The 15,700-nt window shown below is 50.6% G+C and carries 18 protein-coding genes and 1 rRNA gene; 7 read left to right on the forward strand and 12 right to left on the reverse strand.

What is annotated here, in order from left to right:
- The first annotated feature begins 9 nt into the window (after nucleotides 1–9).
- The 3 genes from fliP to fliR are packed head-to-tail and all read left to right on the forward strand — an operon-like array spanning nucleotide 10 to nucleotide 1,830.
- Entirely contained in the window at nucleotides 10–738 is a 729-nt protein-coding gene (gene fliP, locus ACIGG6_RS07050) for a flagellar type III secretion system pore protein FliP (RefSeq protein ID WP_137092845.1), read from the forward strand.
- Between the two features lie 27 nt (nucleotides 739–765).
- Complete coding sequence (gene fliQ, locus ACIGG6_RS07055; RefSeq protein ID WP_044629584.1) at nucleotides 766–1,035, forward strand: flagellar biosynthesis protein FliQ; 270 nt, start codon at nucleotides 766–768, stop codon at nucleotides 1,033–1,035.
- Nucleotides 1,036–1,038: 3 nt separating this feature from the next.
- The gene (fliR, locus tag ACIGG6_RS07060; protein WP_399843458.1) at nucleotides 1,039–1,830 is read left to right on the forward strand and encodes a flagellar biosynthetic protein FliR; all 792 of its coding nucleotides are present in this window, start codon (nucleotides 1,039–1,041) and stop codon (nucleotides 1,828–1,830) included.
- 52 nt (nucleotides 1,831–1,882) lie between these two features.
- Here the strand turns inward: fliR and flgL are convergent, their stop codons facing one another.
- The 11 genes from flgL to flgB form a co-directional block, all read right to left on the reverse strand.
- Nucleotides 1,883–3,175, reverse strand: coding sequence for a flagellar hook-associated protein FlgL (flgL, locus tag ACIGG6_RS07065; protein ID WP_399843461.1), 1,293 nt, complete (start codon nucleotides 3,173–3,175; stop codon nucleotides 1,883–1,885).
- An 18-nt stretch (nucleotides 3,176–3,193) separates the two neighbouring features.
- On the reverse strand, nucleotides 3,194–5,137 hold the full coding sequence (gene flgK, locus ACIGG6_RS07070; RefSeq protein WP_399843464.1) for a flagellar hook-associated protein FlgK: 1,944 nt from the start codon (nucleotides 5,135–5,137) through the stop codon (nucleotides 3,194–3,196).
- A 63-nt stretch (nucleotides 5,138–5,200) separates the two neighbouring features.
- Nucleotides 5,201–6,220 (reverse strand): flagellar assembly peptidoglycan hydrolase FlgJ, encoded by a 1,020-nt coding sequence (flgJ, locus tag ACIGG6_RS07075; protein WP_399843466.1) that lies wholly within the window; start codon nucleotides 6,218–6,220, stop codon nucleotides 5,201–5,203.
- A complete protein-coding gene (locus ACIGG6_RS07080; protein WP_244154957.1) occupies nucleotides 6,220–7,275 on the reverse strand; it encodes a flagellar basal body P-ring protein FlgI in 1,056 nt (351 codons plus the stop codon). Before ACIGG6_RS07080 ends, flgJ begins: the two co-directional genes overlap by 1 nt.
- Nucleotides 7,276–7,389: 114 nt before the next feature.
- Nucleotides 7,390–8,079 (reverse strand): flagellar basal body L-ring protein FlgH, encoded by a 690-nt coding sequence (locus ACIGG6_RS07085; RefSeq protein ID WP_083026288.1) that lies wholly within the window; start codon nucleotides 8,077–8,079, stop codon nucleotides 7,390–7,392.
- Between the two features lie 37 nt (nucleotides 8,080–8,116).
- Nucleotides 8,117–8,899, reverse strand: a complete 783-nt coding sequence (flgG, locus tag ACIGG6_RS07090) for a flagellar basal-body rod protein FlgG (protein ID WP_089675594.1) — start codon at nucleotides 8,897–8,899, stop codon at nucleotides 8,117–8,119.
- Nucleotides 8,900–8,929: 30 nt separating this feature from the next.
- Nucleotides 8,930–9,688, reverse strand: a complete 759-nt coding sequence (locus ACIGG6_RS07095) for a flagellar basal body rod protein FlgF (RefSeq protein WP_089675593.1) — start codon at nucleotides 9,686–9,688, stop codon at nucleotides 8,930–8,932.
- A 29-nt stretch (nucleotides 9,689–9,717) separates the two neighbouring features.
- Nucleotides 9,718–11,235 (reverse strand): flagellar hook protein FlgE, encoded by a 1,518-nt coding sequence (gene flgE / locus ACIGG6_RS07100; RefSeq protein WP_399843470.1) that lies wholly within the window; start codon nucleotides 11,233–11,235, stop codon nucleotides 9,718–9,720.
- 32 nt (nucleotides 11,236–11,267) lie between these two features.
- On the reverse strand, nucleotides 11,268–11,957 hold the full coding sequence (locus ACIGG6_RS07105) for a flagellar hook assembly protein FlgD (RefSeq protein ID WP_089675591.1): 690 nt from the start codon (nucleotides 11,955–11,957) through the stop codon (nucleotides 11,268–11,270).
- A gap of 2 nt (nucleotides 11,958–11,959) precedes the next feature.
- Nucleotides 11,960–12,370 (reverse strand): flagellar basal body rod protein FlgC, encoded by a 411-nt coding sequence (gene flgC / locus ACIGG6_RS07110; RefSeq protein ID WP_058576990.1) that lies wholly within the window; start codon nucleotides 12,368–12,370, stop codon nucleotides 11,960–11,962.
- Nucleotides 12,371–12,395: 25 nt separating this feature from the next.
- Nucleotides 12,396–12,827 (reverse strand): flagellar basal body rod protein FlgB, encoded by a 432-nt coding sequence (gene flgB / locus ACIGG6_RS07115; protein ID WP_253502247.1) that lies wholly within the window; start codon nucleotides 12,825–12,827, stop codon nucleotides 12,396–12,398.
- Nucleotides 12,828–13,022: 195 nt separating this feature from the next.
- On the opposite strand from flgB, the gene flgA reads away from it, so the two are divergent.
- The 4 genes from flgA (at nucleotide 13,023) to ACIGG6_RS07135 (ending at nucleotide 15,358) form a co-directional block, all read left to right on the forward strand.
- Complete coding sequence (gene flgA, locus ACIGG6_RS07120) at nucleotides 13,023–13,736, forward strand: flagellar basal body P-ring formation chaperone FlgA (protein WP_089675589.1); 714 nt, start codon at nucleotides 13,023–13,025, stop codon at nucleotides 13,734–13,736.
- An 85-nt stretch (nucleotides 13,737–13,821) separates the two neighbouring features.
- A complete protein-coding gene (flgM, locus tag ACIGG6_RS07125; protein ID WP_089675588.1) occupies nucleotides 13,822–14,088 on the forward strand; it encodes a flagellar biosynthesis anti-sigma factor FlgM in 267 nt (88 codons plus the stop codon).
- A gap of 8 nt (nucleotides 14,089–14,096) precedes the next feature.
- Entirely contained in the window at nucleotides 14,097–14,546 is a 450-nt protein-coding gene (locus ACIGG6_RS07130; protein ID WP_089675587.1) for a flagella synthesis protein FlgN, read from the forward strand.
- Between the two features lie 71 nt (nucleotides 14,547–14,617).
- On the forward strand, nucleotides 14,618–15,358 hold the full coding sequence (locus tag ACIGG6_RS07135) for an SDR family NAD(P)-dependent oxidoreductase (protein WP_399843475.1): 741 nt from the start codon (nucleotides 14,618–14,620) through the stop codon (nucleotides 15,356–15,358).
- Between the two features lie 97 nt (nucleotides 15,359–15,455).
- Here the strand turns inward: ACIGG6_RS07135 and rrf are convergent.
- Nucleotides 15,456–15,571 (reverse strand): 5S ribosomal RNA (gene rrf / locus ACIGG6_RS07140).
- Nucleotides 15,572–15,700 lie beyond the last annotated feature (129 nt).

Here is a 15,700-nt window from a genome sequence, read left to right on the forward strand (position 1 = left end):
TGGTGGCTGATGAGTATTCTCATCATCGGCTGCCTCGTGGCTTTTCCTAGCCACGCCCAGCAACTACCGGGGTTAGTCTCGCAACCAACGGAAGGTGGTGGTCAGCAGTGGTCTCTCTCTCTACAAACACTGCTGTTCTTAAGCTCGTTGGCGTTCTTGCCAGCAATGCTGCTGATGATGACCAGCTTTACCCGCATCATCATTGTACTCAGCCTGCTAAGGACAGCGATGGGTACTCAGGCTACGCCGCCTAACCAGGTACTGCTGGGGATCGCGCTCTTTTTAACGTTTTTTATTATGTCGCCAGTACTTAACCAGGTATATGACACCGCCTGGGTTCCGTTGACGGATGAGGTGATCAATTTTGAAGAGTTCCTGCTTCGCGCACAGCTACCTTTCCGAGAGTTTATGCTGGCTCAAACGCGGGAGCCAGACCTGGCCCTATTTGTTCGTTTAGCCGATGTGGGCCCCTTGCAAGGGCCAGAAGAGCTACCAATGCGCGTCTTGCTACCTGCCTTTGTCACCAGCGAGCTCAAGACGGCCTTTCAAATTGGCTTTACCATCTTTATCCCTTTTTTGATCATTGACCTTGTAGTGGCCAGTACGCTAATGGCGTTGGGGATGATGATGGTTCCACCGATCACTATTTCGCTGCCATTTAAGCTCATGCTTTTTGTATTGGTTGACGGCTGGCAGCTCATTATTGGTTCGTTGGCAGAGAGCTTTTATATGATTTAACGTCGCGGGGCGACGAGGAGCGTAATCATGACACCCGAGATGGTGATGAGCGTCGCTTATCAGGGTATGCGCGTGACACTTTTTCTAGCTGGTCCTATGCTGTTAGCAGCACTATTTACAGGTCTGATTATTAGCCTGTTCCAGGCCGCTACCCAAATAAACGAGATGACGCTGACATTTATCCCGAAAATCTTAGCGGTGTTTGCCGTTCTGGTACTAGCGGGCCCCTGGCTCATCGGCTTAATTACCGACTTCACGACGCGGCTATTTACCAACATACCCGCAATGGTGATGTAGCCTGTGGTTGAAGTAACATTTGCCCAGCTTCAGGGGTGGCTGGTGGCCTTTTTTTGGCCCTTTGTGCGTATTACGGCCTTTATGACAGCGACGCCTTTATGGGGCCACTCCAGCATTCCCAATCAAGCTAAAGTAGCGCTTGCCGCAGTGATCGCCGTCGTCATTGCTCCCGTTCTCCCACCGATGCCCAGTGTACCGCTCATGTCTTGGGCAGGTCTGGGCATTATCATTGAGCAAATGCTGATCGGTATTGCGATTGGGCTGGTGATGCACATTATGTTTGCCGTTGTCCAAGCGGCCGGTGAGTTTATCGGCCTTCAGATGGGGCTCGCCTTTGCGAGCTTCTTTGACATGTCTAGTGGCACCAACATTATGGTGCTATCACGCATTCTCTATATGGTCACCCTGCTCATGTTTCTCGCCTTTAATGGCCACCTGATGGTGTTAGAAACACTAGTGATGAGCTTTGAAACGCTTCCAATTGGAATTGGTAGCCTTAATCCTAATGCGTTTGAACTACTGGCACGCTACGCAGGTACTATCTTTGCTTCCGGTATGCTGCTCGCTTTGCCTCTGGTAGCCTCGTTGCTCATTATAAATCTGTCGCTAGGCATCCTAAACCGTTCAGCACCGCAGCTAACCGTGTTTAATATTGGCTTTCCTACCTCGCTCACCGTTGGCATAGTATTGCTCATGGTGCTAATGAGCGATATCGGCAGCTTTCTTCAGCTGCTGTTTAGCCAGGGAATTAACTTTACACAAAGCCTGATTGAGACCATGGCACCCTTAAATTAATGCCCCGGCACATGGCCAGGGCATAGCAAAAGAGTGACTGCTCGCTAAGACATTACATAAAGTCAAATAGCGACATCCCCTTAATATCCACAAACGCTTTTTGAGACGCTTGCAGACCAACCTGGCGCAAGCTGTATTCTGAAATAGCATCTGCGTAGTCCAAATCCACCAAGTCAGAAAGCGTCTGCTCATAATTGAGCATCCGGTTACTACCTACTGCATCCACCACGTCTAGCTCGTTTAGTTTTGCCCCTGCCGAAGCGCGCACTGTTAAAACATTATCAAGGGCATTATCTAGATCTCGCATAGATGTGTTTAGCGTATTGCGCAATTCTGCTTTTTCCGCACCGGTAGTGGCGGGATTTTCTAAAACACGTATTGCTGCTTCCATGGTGCGGAACAGATCCGCAGGGCGCTGCTCGCTACCTGACTGGGCAACAAGAATCTCGTCGTCAGGCTCAGCGCTGCCAGTGAGTGTGACATTAACACCCCCAAAACTAAGCTGCTGACCTTCACCGACATATTCTCCAGTAACCACCAAATCATCAGGATCTTCCTGCCACTCGCCTTCACTAAAACGCTGTACTTGGTAGCTGACGCCGCTATCCACCGTCGTATCTTCATTAAACACAACACGGTAGCTGTCGCCATATCCAGGGTCATTGACATTACTCACCTGTGGGCCACTAAACGTTATGCTACCGCCATTCCTTCCCAGCACACCGGCGATCGGCTGACCACCATCGCTGCTTTTTACTGCCTCTGCTACGTAACCCGCACCACTTGGCACACTTTGAAATATTGAAATGCCATTTTCAGTAACCGGCATTAAGCGAGAGGCATCAATACGCTGCTGGCGAGCGTTATCATCCCCTTTATACTCAATATTGCCTTCACTATTTTTAACAAAGGGAGGCGCATTATCAGCATAGCCACCAAATAAGTAACGTCCGTTACCATCAGTCGCGTTTGCTTGGCCGATCATGGTTTCGTAAATACCTTTTAACTCGCTGGCAATCGATTCTCGGTCAACATCGCTTAAGGTATCGCTTGATGCTTGAACTAGTCTTGTCTTTGCACTAATAACAGAGTCACTGATGCTATTAAGTATACTTTCTGTCTGTGCTAGAGAGTTACGCGCAGATACGCGAGAGTCTTCAAACTGTTGGGTAATCGCCTTAGATTGATCAACACGCACGGCGCGCGCTGCTGACTGTGGGTCGTCCGAAGGGTTAACCACACGGCGCCCGCTAGCAATCTGTTGACTAATTTTTAGAAAGTCATTCTGCTGACGGTTAATTGAAGCCGTACTTTGTTCATACATGGTAACGCTGCTAATACGCATGAGGCAGACTCCTAACCGTTAGCTACGTAAGCCTAAAATAGTGTCAAAAATAGTAGAGGCCGTATCGATGACGCGGGCATTGGCTTGATAAAACTGCTGAAAGCGAATCAGATTTGCCGCTTCTTCATCCAGGTTAACACCAGACTCCGACTGCTGCACTGCACGCAGCTGATCAGTTAAACCTTGGCGTGCATTAAGGTTGACCTGAATAATGTTGGTACGATTTCCCACATCGCTGACCAGCGCCCCATAAGCTCCACTCAAAGAGGCAGAGCCACCTACGATATCCTTACTCTGGAGGTCTTGGAGTGCTAAGGCATTGCGATTGTCGCCTGCAGCAGCGCTCCCTTGCTGAAATGTTAGAGTCCCTTCTGTAGATACATCAGCTAATACAAATGAGACACCATCAATAGTGATTTCATCATCATCAGTCAGTGTTGCTGCGGTTGTACCTGATGAATTTTGGACGACTCCATTAGCATCTAAGCTTAGCGTTACACCGTTAACAAGGATCGGACCAGTATACCCACTGACAGACAAATTTTTATTTTCATTAAGTTCAATTTGTAGTGATTCCGACGTATTGGCAAGCGCATTCTCATAGCGAACATTGCTCACCTCTAGGTCTCCACTCTGCTCAACTAAGCTACCTGCAGCAATTTTATCTAAGTCTGAAACAATGGCTTCCATTCCACCAGCGGCACGTCGTAGTGGTTGAATTTCAAAGCTATCGCCATTTTGGGCAAGATTAATATCGTTGAAATTGACATCAACACCGGCAAAACTTAGAACATTGTCGCTAAATGACCATTCATCCGCCTCTAGCGCCTCACCGGTATCTTTTCTAATCACTTCAAACTCTTCAGTCGATGCATTAATAACACGCACCGTATAGTCGGTTGCTCGTAATGCGCTAGTATTCGCAGAGTCGATCATAGCACTGACCTCTGCGGATCCCTTATTATCTGTATTATAGTAAGCATTAGATTGACCAATACTAAAAAACTCTTGGCCCTGCTCACCGTTCAGGTCAACACCTTTTTGGTGTTGCGTATTAAATTCGAGTGCAACAGAAGCCGCCAACTGCCCTATCTGATTCTGAGTTTTATCTAATGTCTCAGCTCGAAAGCTCATTAAGCCACCTAATGAGCCACCTGTAATTAAACCTTCATCTAGGCTGACAAGGTTGCCATTACCACGAGCCCCTTCACGGTAGCCAACGACCATCCGTTGTGGATCATTCGGTGATGTAACAGCTTCGAGTTTATAGGCAGTATCCCCCGTGACGAGCGGCTGCCCATTGGGAAGAGAAAGATTGTAAGTCTTGCCATCTTGAATATTAAGGCGCAAGTTCATCTTTTCATTCAGCTCGGAGATCAGCTGGTCGCGCTGATTCAGCAAACTATTTGGTGCCTCACCAAGCTGTGCACGCGAAAGTGCTATTTCACGGTTAATATTAGCAATCTGGCTTGTGGTGTTATTTATTTGGGTAATTTCGTCTTTAATTTGGCCGTTAACGCCTGATTGTAAATCCTGCAGATATCCATCAAACGAACGGAATTGAGCCGTTAGCGTATCCGCAGCGCCAAGCACGCCCTGCCGGGCGGCAGGATCCGAAGGAGCGCTTGCTAAATCCTCAAGAGCGGAAAAGAAATTCTGCATCAAAGGAGAGAGACCTGCTTCACGATCTGCAAGCAAGTTATCGATCTGAGATATTTGCGTATTGTAGGTCTCTAGGGCGGTTGATTGCGACTTGGCATTGTTCAACTGCGCGGCAACGAACGTATTGAACTGACGCTCAATATCTGCAACGCGGACACCGGCATTGTTCCGGCTTTCATTGAGTACCGTAATCTCCCGATTGTAGCCAGGAGTATAGACGTTACTAATGTTGTTGCTCGTTGTATTGAGGGCATTCTGCGCCGCATTGAGGCCGCTTAAGCCGATCGAAAACATGCTCATGGTTCAATTCCTTAGGCCGATTCTCTACTTATCGGCAGTGCGCAGAAAAACTTGAATAGTTGCCTAGCGAGAATCCGCCAACAGGCTACCCGCAGAACTCAGCGGCCCCATCGTATTCATTACCGATACCAGCTTATCGGCATAGCGCGGGTCGGTGGCATAGCCGCCACGCTGTAACTCACGCGCTGCTTGCTCTGCGTTAGACGCCTGCACAACACCGGCGTAACGCGGATTGTTACCGATCAGACTGGCATAATCGGTAAAGGCATGCTCAAAGGAGTCATACACACGGAATGTATCAACGATTTGAGTACGACGGCCATTTACATACTCGTGGGTCACGATATCGGTGGTTTTGCCTTGCCACTGGCTACCCGCTTTAATCCCAAACACGTTATAGCTATTGTGGCCTTGCTGGGTCGCTATCGCATGCTGCCCCCAGCCCGTCTCTAGGGCTGCCTGAGCCAAAATGAGCTCAGCAGGTACGCCAGTTGCAGCACTAGCCGCCTGAGCAGGCGTGGCCAGCGTTTGCATGAAACGCTCGACGTGGTCGTGTGAAGAAGCCGCCGGACGCGGGGCTTCTGCCAGCGTGGCGGGTGCGCTGCTCGCTTGCCGTTGGCGAATAGCGTCTAGCTCGTTATAAAACTGGCCACTGCCTGTGCTATTAGACACCTGTCCACTATCAGGCTGTAACGGACTATCCAGAACGCGTGGTGTGCCGCGAGGAATACCCGCAATCAACGTCTGAAGTTCTTGGTCAGGGTTGGCGACTTGCCCGACCGCCCCCTGGCGCTGAAGCTGTTCCACTAGCGCATCGGCTAAACCAATCCCACGAGAAGCCATGACTTGCGACCACTGCTGATCCAGCATGGATTGATAAAACGTCGTATCTCGGCTCTCCAACAGCCCTGAGGTAGGCGTAGCATCCCGCATGCTCTTTACCATCATTTGGATAAAGAGCGCTTCAAACTGCTGAGCCGCGCCTTGAACACCCGCTTCAGGATCAACGCGCGCATTATGCTGCAGCCGCTGGAAGCCGTTCATATCCAGCGCGAACTGGCTGGTCATATCGCCCATGCTCATCAGATGATCTCCAGCTCAGCACGCAGAGAGCCTGATGCCCTCAACGCTTCTAGAATCGACATTAAATCCTGAGGTGTCGCACCTAATGCATTCAGTGCATTCACCACGTCTGCCAAGTCGGCTCCTTCAACAATTTGCAGGTAGGCTTCCTGCTGCTCAATATTGATATCCGCATCAGGCACTACAACGGTTTCACCCTCCCCGAGTGGGTTAGGCTGGCTAACACCAAATTGGGTATCAATCATAATCGACAGATTACCGTGGGCTACTGCGGCTCTACGCAGGGTAACTGCGCTGTTCATAACCACAGAGCCTGTACGTGCATTGAGCACCACTTTGGCGGGTGCCTCAGTTGGTGTTAGCTGAACATTCTCAACCCGAGCCATAAAATTAACCCGAGCGTTGGCATCCATTGGGCCATCGAGGGCAATGACTCGGCCATTGCGTGCATAGGCAACAGACTGGCCGAACTCATTGTTAATTGCCGTTACCATGCGCTGAACGGTGCCAAAATCAGCGTCGTTCAGCTGCAACTCTAGCACCCCACCGTTGCCACCAAGATTGAGCGGCACTTCACGCTCAACAAGAGCCCCGTTCGGAATGCGACCAGAGGCCTGCTGGTTAATCTGTACGCTACTACCACCCGCCTGCGCACCGGCGCCGCCCACTAACATATTGCCCTGGGCAATCGCATAGGTATCGCCATCGGCACCTTTAAGTGGCGTCATCAATAGTGTGCCACCACGCAGGCTACTGGCGTTGGCAATCGAAGAAACAACGATGTCAAGACGCTGCCCTGGACGGGAGAATGGCGGTAGATCTGCAGTCACCATCACAGCAGCGACATTGCGCAGCTGAAGGTTGGTTCCAGGCGGAACGGTCACGCCTAACTGCGACAGCATGTTGGTTAAACTTTGGCTGGTGAACGGCGCTTGGGTGGTTTGGTCACCGCTGCCATCTAACCCCACCACCAAGCCATAACCAACAAGCTGGTTATCACGAACACCAGCAAAGCTCGCTAGCTCGCGCACCCGCTCGGCGTGTGCTGGCAGCATCACAAAACAGAGAGCCAACAGAGTCGCGAAGCGCGCGGTTGCTTGAATCCGTTGATACACCTTCCACTGCATAGCCATTTCACCAGGTCTCTGTTGTCGAACTTATTAACACGCCTAGAACGGCGACACATTGAGGAAGAAGCGCTGCAGCCAACCCATATGCTGCGCTTCATTAATATAGCCATCGCCAACATACTCAATCCGCGCATCAGCCACCTGGGTGGAGGGCACGGTATTTTGAGCCGTGATGGTGCGAGGGTTTACTACGCCTGAAAAGCGAATAAACTCAGTTCCCTGATTAATAGCAATCTGCTTTTCACCCCGCACACGGAGGTTGCCATTATTCATGACCTCCAGCACCGAGACCGTAATCGTGCCTGTAAACGTATTGTTCGCTTGGGAGCCACCGCCTCCCGTAAAGTCATTGGCCGCCTCAATATCAAAGCCATACTCCGCCAGGGTATCTAGCACGTCGGGCAACTGAGTTAGCTCCAGACTTGCACTACCAGCACGGTTCGCATTGGACTGAGAGTTCTTACTAGCGCTGACTTCTTCATCCAGCACAATGGTCAGAATATCTCCTATCGTGCGCGGCCGACGATCTTCAAAAAGCGGCTGATAGCCGCGACGCGCCTGATAAATAGAGCCATTAGGAACAGGTGGCGGACGGTCGATGATAGTGATTTGCTCTTGTTCGCCGACGACAGAGGCACGCGGGATTTGCGCGCACCCTGCAGTAACCAAAACGACCAGCGCTAGGCTAGCGAGTATGCAGCGGCGTAACACAACGTTTAATTCCAACATAACGCGACCCGTTAAGATGCCCTGATGATCAATGACATTAGAGCTGACTCAGTCGCGCTAGCATTTCGTCACTGGTGGATACAGCCTTGCTATTAATTTCATAAGCACGCTGTGTTTGAATCATATTCACCATTTCTTCCACAACGTTTACGTTAGAGGTCTCTACATAACCTTGAAAGAGTCGTCCGGCACCGTTATTGCCAGGCGCATTCTGGTTAGGTGCACCGGAGGCACCGGTCTCCAGATAAAGATTTCCACCAATGCTTTCTAAGCCAGCGGGATTAATAAAAGAAGCAACGTTAATCTGCCCAATATCAGCATCCTGAGCGATACCAGGTTGACGAACACTCACGGTACCGTCTTCACCGATGTTGACCGATAGCGCATTGGCAGGCACAAAGATAGCTGGCTCCAGCGGGTAGCCATTCGCCGTGACCATCTGGCCATTTTCATTGAGTTGAAAACTGCCATCGCGGGTATAGCCAAGCGTCCCGTCTGGCATCAACACTTGGAAAAACCCCTCACCATCAATCGCTAGATCACGGGAATTACCTGTCTCTTCCAAGCTGCCCTGCGTATGCAAACGCTCGGTGGCAACGGCGCGTACACCCGTACCAATCTGCATACCTGACGGTAGGCGGTCCTGAATATTGTTCTGGGCCCCAGGCTGGCGCATATTTTGGTAGAGTAGGTCTTCGAATACCGGGCGCGAACGTTTAAAGCCATTGGTGCTGACGTTCGCCAAGTTGTTCGAAATAACATCTAGTTTGGTTTGCTGAGACTCTAGCCCGGTCTTGGCAGTCCACAAAGACTTAATCATACGTAAATTCCTTTGGCTGAGTGGCTGCGATTAGCCCTGAATAGATAAAATACTGTTAGCTCGCTGAGCATTTTCATCCGCCGTACTTAGCATCTTCATCTGCATATCGTAGCGGCGCGCCACGTCAATCATGGAGACCATGGCATCCACGGCGCTGACGTTACTGCCCTCTAGAGCGCCACTTACCAGACGCGCCTCTTCATCAGCTTGAAGTACGCCTGGCGCACCATCATCGCCAGGAGGCGCCCTGAACAAACCATCCTCACCACGCTCCAGGGCCTGTTCATCCGGTGTAACGAGTTTGATGCGGCCAACGTCCACCATTGCCTCAGGGCCCTCTCCTTGAGGAATGGCACTAATCGTGCCATCTGCCCCAAATGAGATTTGCGCGCCCTGTGGAACAGCAATCGGCCCAGCGTCCCCCATCACAGGGCGGCCCACGCTAAGTAGCACACCGTCGCTATCGAGCTGCAAATCACCGCGACGGGTATAGGTCTCTGTGCCATCTTCTGCTAATACCGCCATCCAGGCGTTTCCTTGCATGGCCACATCTAACATACGTCCAGTTCGCTCGATGGGGCCTTGTGAGAAATCCGTACCCGGCGTGGTTGTCACCGCCGACACCCTTGTTGGCAGGATACCTGCGCCCTCGATGGGTACCGAGCGCGCAGCCTGCAACTGAGCACGAAAACCAGCGGTGGATACATTCGATAGGTTATTGTTCACTACCGATTGCTGGTCCATCGTGTGTTTAGCGCCACTCATGGCGGTGTATAGCATGCGGTCCACAGCACTAACTCCTTATCAACAAACGATCATCAAAGATTAATAATGGTCTGCAGGAGCTCGTCCTGAGTGCTGATCGACGTCGAGTTCGCTTGGTAGGCACGCTGCGCAACAATGGTATCCACCAGCTGTTTAGCAAGATCAACGTTAGAGTTCTCTAACACACCAGATTCGATGGTACCAAAAACGCCGGTACCACCAGTACCTAGAATGCCGATACCCGATGCGTTAGTTTCACGCCATGCATTATCACCTATAGACTGTAGACCTTCTTCGTTAGCGAAGTTAGCCAATACAATTTGCCCCGCATCGCGGCGCTCTTCATTGGTATAAATACGAATAACACGACCCTCGCGCGTTATTTCTAAGCCAGCAAGGCTGCCAGAGGTATAACCATCTTGCGTGAGCGTATTTTGTACAGAGTTATTGTTAAATTGTGTAGTACCGGTCAAAGTAAAGTCATAATTAAGCGGGTCTGCACCATCACCCACGATAAATTCTAAATCTGCAAAGGCTTTTGTAGCACCTGGATTATCAGCTGCTGTTGCACTGAATGCATCAGCAGCGGCTTGGCCATTGGCTGATGCACCATTTTCTGCAAGCGCAGCAGGAGTACCGGGAGTGCCGGGAGTGCCGAAAGTAAGTCGATACCCAGCATCCGCAACACCTATAACCGCATCTTCATCTCGAGCTCCAGTTACTCCTACATCACTATATTTAAGGAGTTGGCCATTGCTGTTAAACCTTAGCCAAAAAGAATTATCCAAATCGACTGGCCCAACATTAGGATCCCCATCAAATGCAAGCTTCCCATCGACGGCTTGAAATGCTTTCCAGGTATTATCATCTACCTTTTCATAGTACATTGTGACATTTCGTTCATTTCCCAAAGAATCGAAGGTAGTGAAACTATTTGAGTAATGATACGAAACATCGATTTCGAGTGGATCGCCATTAGCATCATACGCGCCGTCATTATCGACTGTTATTAAAGCCCCATTTCCATCCACCGCTTGAACAGTTGCTTGCTGCAAACCCTGCCCAGGCACTGTGCTCGCATCCAGGTTATAGGTAGCCGTCACATCAGCAGTCGCCTTTGCGGGAATATCAGCTGTTGGAATATTTAGTGCTTGAGGAGCTCCGCCTGGAACAACAGCTGAAAAAGGATCATTAGGATCAGAAAGGCCATAACCTGTTAACCGTTGCCCTGACGCATTGACCAAAAACCCTTGATTATCTTGGCTAAACTGGCCATTACGAGTATAAGCGATTTCACCGTTAGCTTGTTCTATACGATAAAAACCTTCGCCTGCCACCGCTAGATCCAACGTGCGACCTGAGGTTTCCAAATCGCCTGCCGTAAAGTCTTGACGAACATCCGAAATTTTTACCCCCAGACCCACTTGGCTACTTGCACCGGCAAATACATCAGAAAATATTGCACCTGAGCTTTTAAAGCCTACGGTTTGCGAGTTAGCAATATTATTGCCGAGAATTTTAAGGTTTTCGGACTGGGCATTCAGACCACTTAATGCTTGAGAAAAGCTCATTTTTTTCTCCTAGAAACAGGCTATGTTAGAGATCAAAGAATTTGTTTCACGTCATTCAGGCTGATTTGCCCGTAAATGGCCCCAAGGTCCAGCCGAACACCGCCATTGCCATCGTTGGGTGTCACGCTATTAACAATGGCGTAGTTAAGGGCAGTAGACTCAATCACTTCGCCTTCGGCGTCCGTTGCTTCTAGCTGCACTGTATAGCGATTACTGGCGACAACATCACCCTGATCATTTTTTCCATCCCACTGGAAAGACTGCACGCCCTCTTCAACAGAGCCCAAGTCGTAGCGACGGATTACCTGGCCGCCTTGACCCAAAATCGTTGCCTGCACATTTGCTGCTGGTTGCGCTAGCTCAATACCAAAGGGCGTAGAGTAAGGCTGGCCTTCACCATCCTGCTCCAACATGATCTGACGACCAGGCACCATGACGCCTTGGCCAATTAGCCCACTCGCCTGCAGCGCCTGGTTGGCATTCATTTGGCTGGTAATGCTTTCCAACGTCGAGTTGAGCTGCTCAATGCCACTGACGGTGTTGATTTGAGCAATCTGTGACGTCATCTCCGCGTTTTCCATCGGCTTCAGAGGATCTTGGTTCTGAAGCTGGGTGATAAGCAGCGTCATAAAACTATTACGTAGCTCTTCTGACTGGCTCTGCTGTAGTTGAACGCCACCACCATTAATATTGGATAACGTTGCTGGGTTAATTGTGCTCATCGTTAGCCCTCACCGAGCGATAGAGTCTGAACCATCATCTGCTTGGTTGTGTTGAAAACCTCTACGTTGGCCTGATAGGAGCGCGATGCCGAAATCATATTGACCATCTCATGGACCGGCTCAACATTCGGCTTAGCAACGTAGCCATCTTCATCAGCCGCTGGGTGGTTCGGCATATACTCCATGCGCAGCGGTGAATCGTTTTCCACAACCTCAGTAACCCGGACGCCGCCAACACCGTAGCGGTTAGACTGTGCCTGGGTTTCAAACATCACCTGCTTTGCGCGGTAGGTTTCACCATCGGGCCCTGCCACGCTATCGGCATTGGCCATGTTGCTTGCCGTTACATTCATACGCTGCGCTTGGGCGCTCATCGCAGAACCGGCAATATCAAACGCTGAAAACATCGACATCGCTTATTTTTCTCCTATTACTAGGTTATTCAGGTTGCATCGCATTTTTCAGACCCTGAATACGACGGTTCATAATGGTGAGCGCCGCCTGGTAGCGCACAGCGTTATCCGCGAACTGGGTTCGCTCACGGTCCATGTCAACGGTGTTACCATCCAGACTCGGCTGATCCGGAACACGATAGAGCAGCTCGGTGCTTCCAGCACCACGCCATGCGGGGCCTTCTCCTGCCAAGTGCTGTTCGGAGGTGCGCGCTAACGCTAAGCCGCCATTTGGCTGCTGTTGAGACTGTCCGCCTTCAACGGCTTTTTTCAGTTCACTAGCAAAGTCAATGTCGCGCGCCTTATAGTTGGGCGTATCCGCATTGGCAATGTTAGCGGCTAGCACTTGGTGACGTGCTTGGCGCAGGCCCAGCGCCTGCTGATGGAAGTTAAAGGCAGATTCAAGCTGATCAATCATGCCGACCCTCGCTCGCTGAGAGGCAGAAATAAACCGGAAATTGTTGATGATGAATAATATGCTCCACTCTTTCACCTTAAAGCATGGAACAGCTACCGTTTACACCAGCATTTCCCATGATGCGTAGGATACTTTTGCATTACACTCCCATGCTGATGTTTACCATCTGATTTTCTATACTGGGCGACTTTACCCATGCGCTATTTGCTGCACATTGTTGCACGCTACTCAGCAGTTAAGTCATTGTTGTTACTGCTATGTGTTGGCCTATCCCAACCCTCCTGGGCAGAAACAAGCGATCAGTCACTTGTTGAAAGCGTCCAGCAATTTCTCTATCAAGAAGCACAGGCCCTGGGACAAGAGGCAGTCATCAATATCGCACCGCCATCCCCCCATTTACCCACCTGCATACAGCCAACACCCTTTCTTACTAACCCTAACCAAGCTCCTATTGGGCGTGTTTCTGTAGGCGTTAGGTGTGGAGCTGATGGGCGTCAAGTACGCTACCTGCAGGCAGAAGTAGATGTCATTGGCAGCTACGTTGTGGCAAGCCAAGATATTGATAGAGGCACGTTGGTTACCGCAGCTATGCTCGACCAGCGAGAAGGCAACCTTAGCGATTTATCTAGCCAATCGCTGACCGACCAGGCCGATATTGTCGGCAAAGTAGCTCAGCGGCCTATCCGTAGTGGCAGCACGTTTCAGGCGCATTTCCTGCAAGCACCTAGCCTCGTGGAACGCGGGCAGCGCGTAACAGTCATAGCAGAAGGAACTGGCTTTCGTGTCTCTCGAGAGGGGGAGGCGCTTGCTGATGGGGCACAAGGAGAAACCATTCGTGTGCGTTTTGGTTCTCGTGAAATAATGACGGCGCGGGTGATCGGCCAAGGCACATTAATGGTGGATTTTTAGCCTAAGACCTAAAGTGTTTAGCATCTAGGCCGATAGATAGTAATACAGCGCGCGGCGCCCCAACGTTGACGATGAGGCCAACAACGTGAAAATTGATAACCTTAATCCGCTGCTTCGCAATACTCCAGCGCAGCAGCGTGATGACGCACAGAAGGTAGGTGAAGCAAAGCAGCCTGAAACGGGTAATACTACCCGTGAAGCGACTCAGCTCAGCCAATCTAGCATCGATAGCAGCCAGGATATCGACATGGCTAAGGTACAGGAAATTCGTGATGCTATTCGTAAGGGACGGCTCGAAGTGCGTGCCGACCGTATTGCGGATGGTCTAATTGCCAACTTGAAAGATCAGTAAATCTACCTATGAGCCTTTCACGCCTACTCTCCAGTCAGTTGCAACGCCTCGAGGATTTGATTGCTTTACTCTCCAGCGAACAAGAGCAGTTGACCAAAGGCAGTATTGATGGCGATATATTGACTGATATCGCGGGTAAGAAACAGGCGCTTCTAGAAGAACTAGAACGCATGGAGGTATTACGTCGCGGTGTACAGGCAAAGCTTGGCTATCCAGAAGGCGCTCCTGGCGCGAAGCTGGCGGCCACAGATGCTGAATGCCTAGCAACCTGGGAAAGCTTGCTAGAAAAAAGCGAGCGGGTTTCACGAATGAATGCATTAACCGGGCAAATGCTCTCATTGCGTATGAAGCATAACCAGGAGATGCTGGACTACATTCGCCAAATTGCAGAAAAAACGCTCTACAAGCCCAACGGGCGCAATAGTGCTCAGCCGGGCCGCATTAATGCCTCTGCTTAACAAGCAACCATAGACAAATACTATACAAAGCGCTTCAATGGGAACAATATCGTTCACCATCGGAGCTTGTTATGCTGCCTCATCTTCCAGAAGGTTTCACCGCCGTTGTGGCAGGTGCAAATGGCGGTATAGGAAGCGCCATACTGCAAAGCCTGCTTTCATCTCCGCAAACAGGGCATGTGATTGCGGTTAGCCGCTCCCCCCTCGTTTTTGAACATCCCAAGCTTGACTCAATCACTGCGGATATCACCACCACCACAGGCCGACAAGCACTCTGTGAAAGGGTAAACGGCCGACCTGTCCACCTACTCTTCAACGCGATCGGGCTGCTTCACGATGCCTCCCAAAGCATACAGCCAGAAAAGCGCTTGGAGCAGTTGGATGAAGTATCATTTGCCCAGGTGATGCATATTAATGCGGCCACCCCAGCCCTGCTACTCGCTGCTCTAAAGCCTTCTCTACAGGGCAAGCACGCTACCATTATTGCCAGCCTTTCTGCTCGTGTAGGATCTATCACTGACAATGGGTATGGTGGCTGGTATAGCTATCGTGCTAGTAAAGCCGCGCATAATATGCTGTTGAGAACCGCCGCTATTGAGCTTAAGAGGCTTAATAAACAGTCGATTGTTCTCTGCCTCCATCCCGGCACTACGGACACTCCTCTCTCAAAGCCTTTTCAAGCCCGTGTACCTACCGAAAAGCTATTTAGCGCAGAGTTCGTGGCGAAACAGTTAATTGACGTCATGGCCAAGCGCTCGCCCGAAGAGACCGGCAGCTTCTGGGACTGGGCAGGTGAACCTATTGACTGGTAAAAGCAGAGCAAAAAAGCCCCGAACACAGCATGTTCGGGGCTTTTCTTCGGCGCAACAAAAAACCCAGCCATTTGGCTGGGTTCTCTGCGGTATAAGTGCCTGACGATGACCTACTCTCGCATGGGGAGACCCCACACTACCATCGGCGCTAAGCGGTTTCACTTCTGAGTTCGGCAAGGGATCAGGTGGTTCACGCGTGCTATGGTCGTCAGGCGTAACGGGTAATGCATATCATGCTGATGCGTTAGTGACGTGTTTTGTGATCGTCTCTTTCCGTCAGCGCCTTGGCTGGCGGCTGCGTATCCGGTGTTCTGAGTGCGTTCACACTCGTTCGTTATCACT

It is taken from the genome of Vreelandella lionensis, assembly GCF_044543515.1.
GTDB classification, from domain to species: Bacteria; Pseudomonadota; Gammaproteobacteria; order Pseudomonadales; family Halomonadaceae; genus Vreelandella; species Vreelandella lionensis.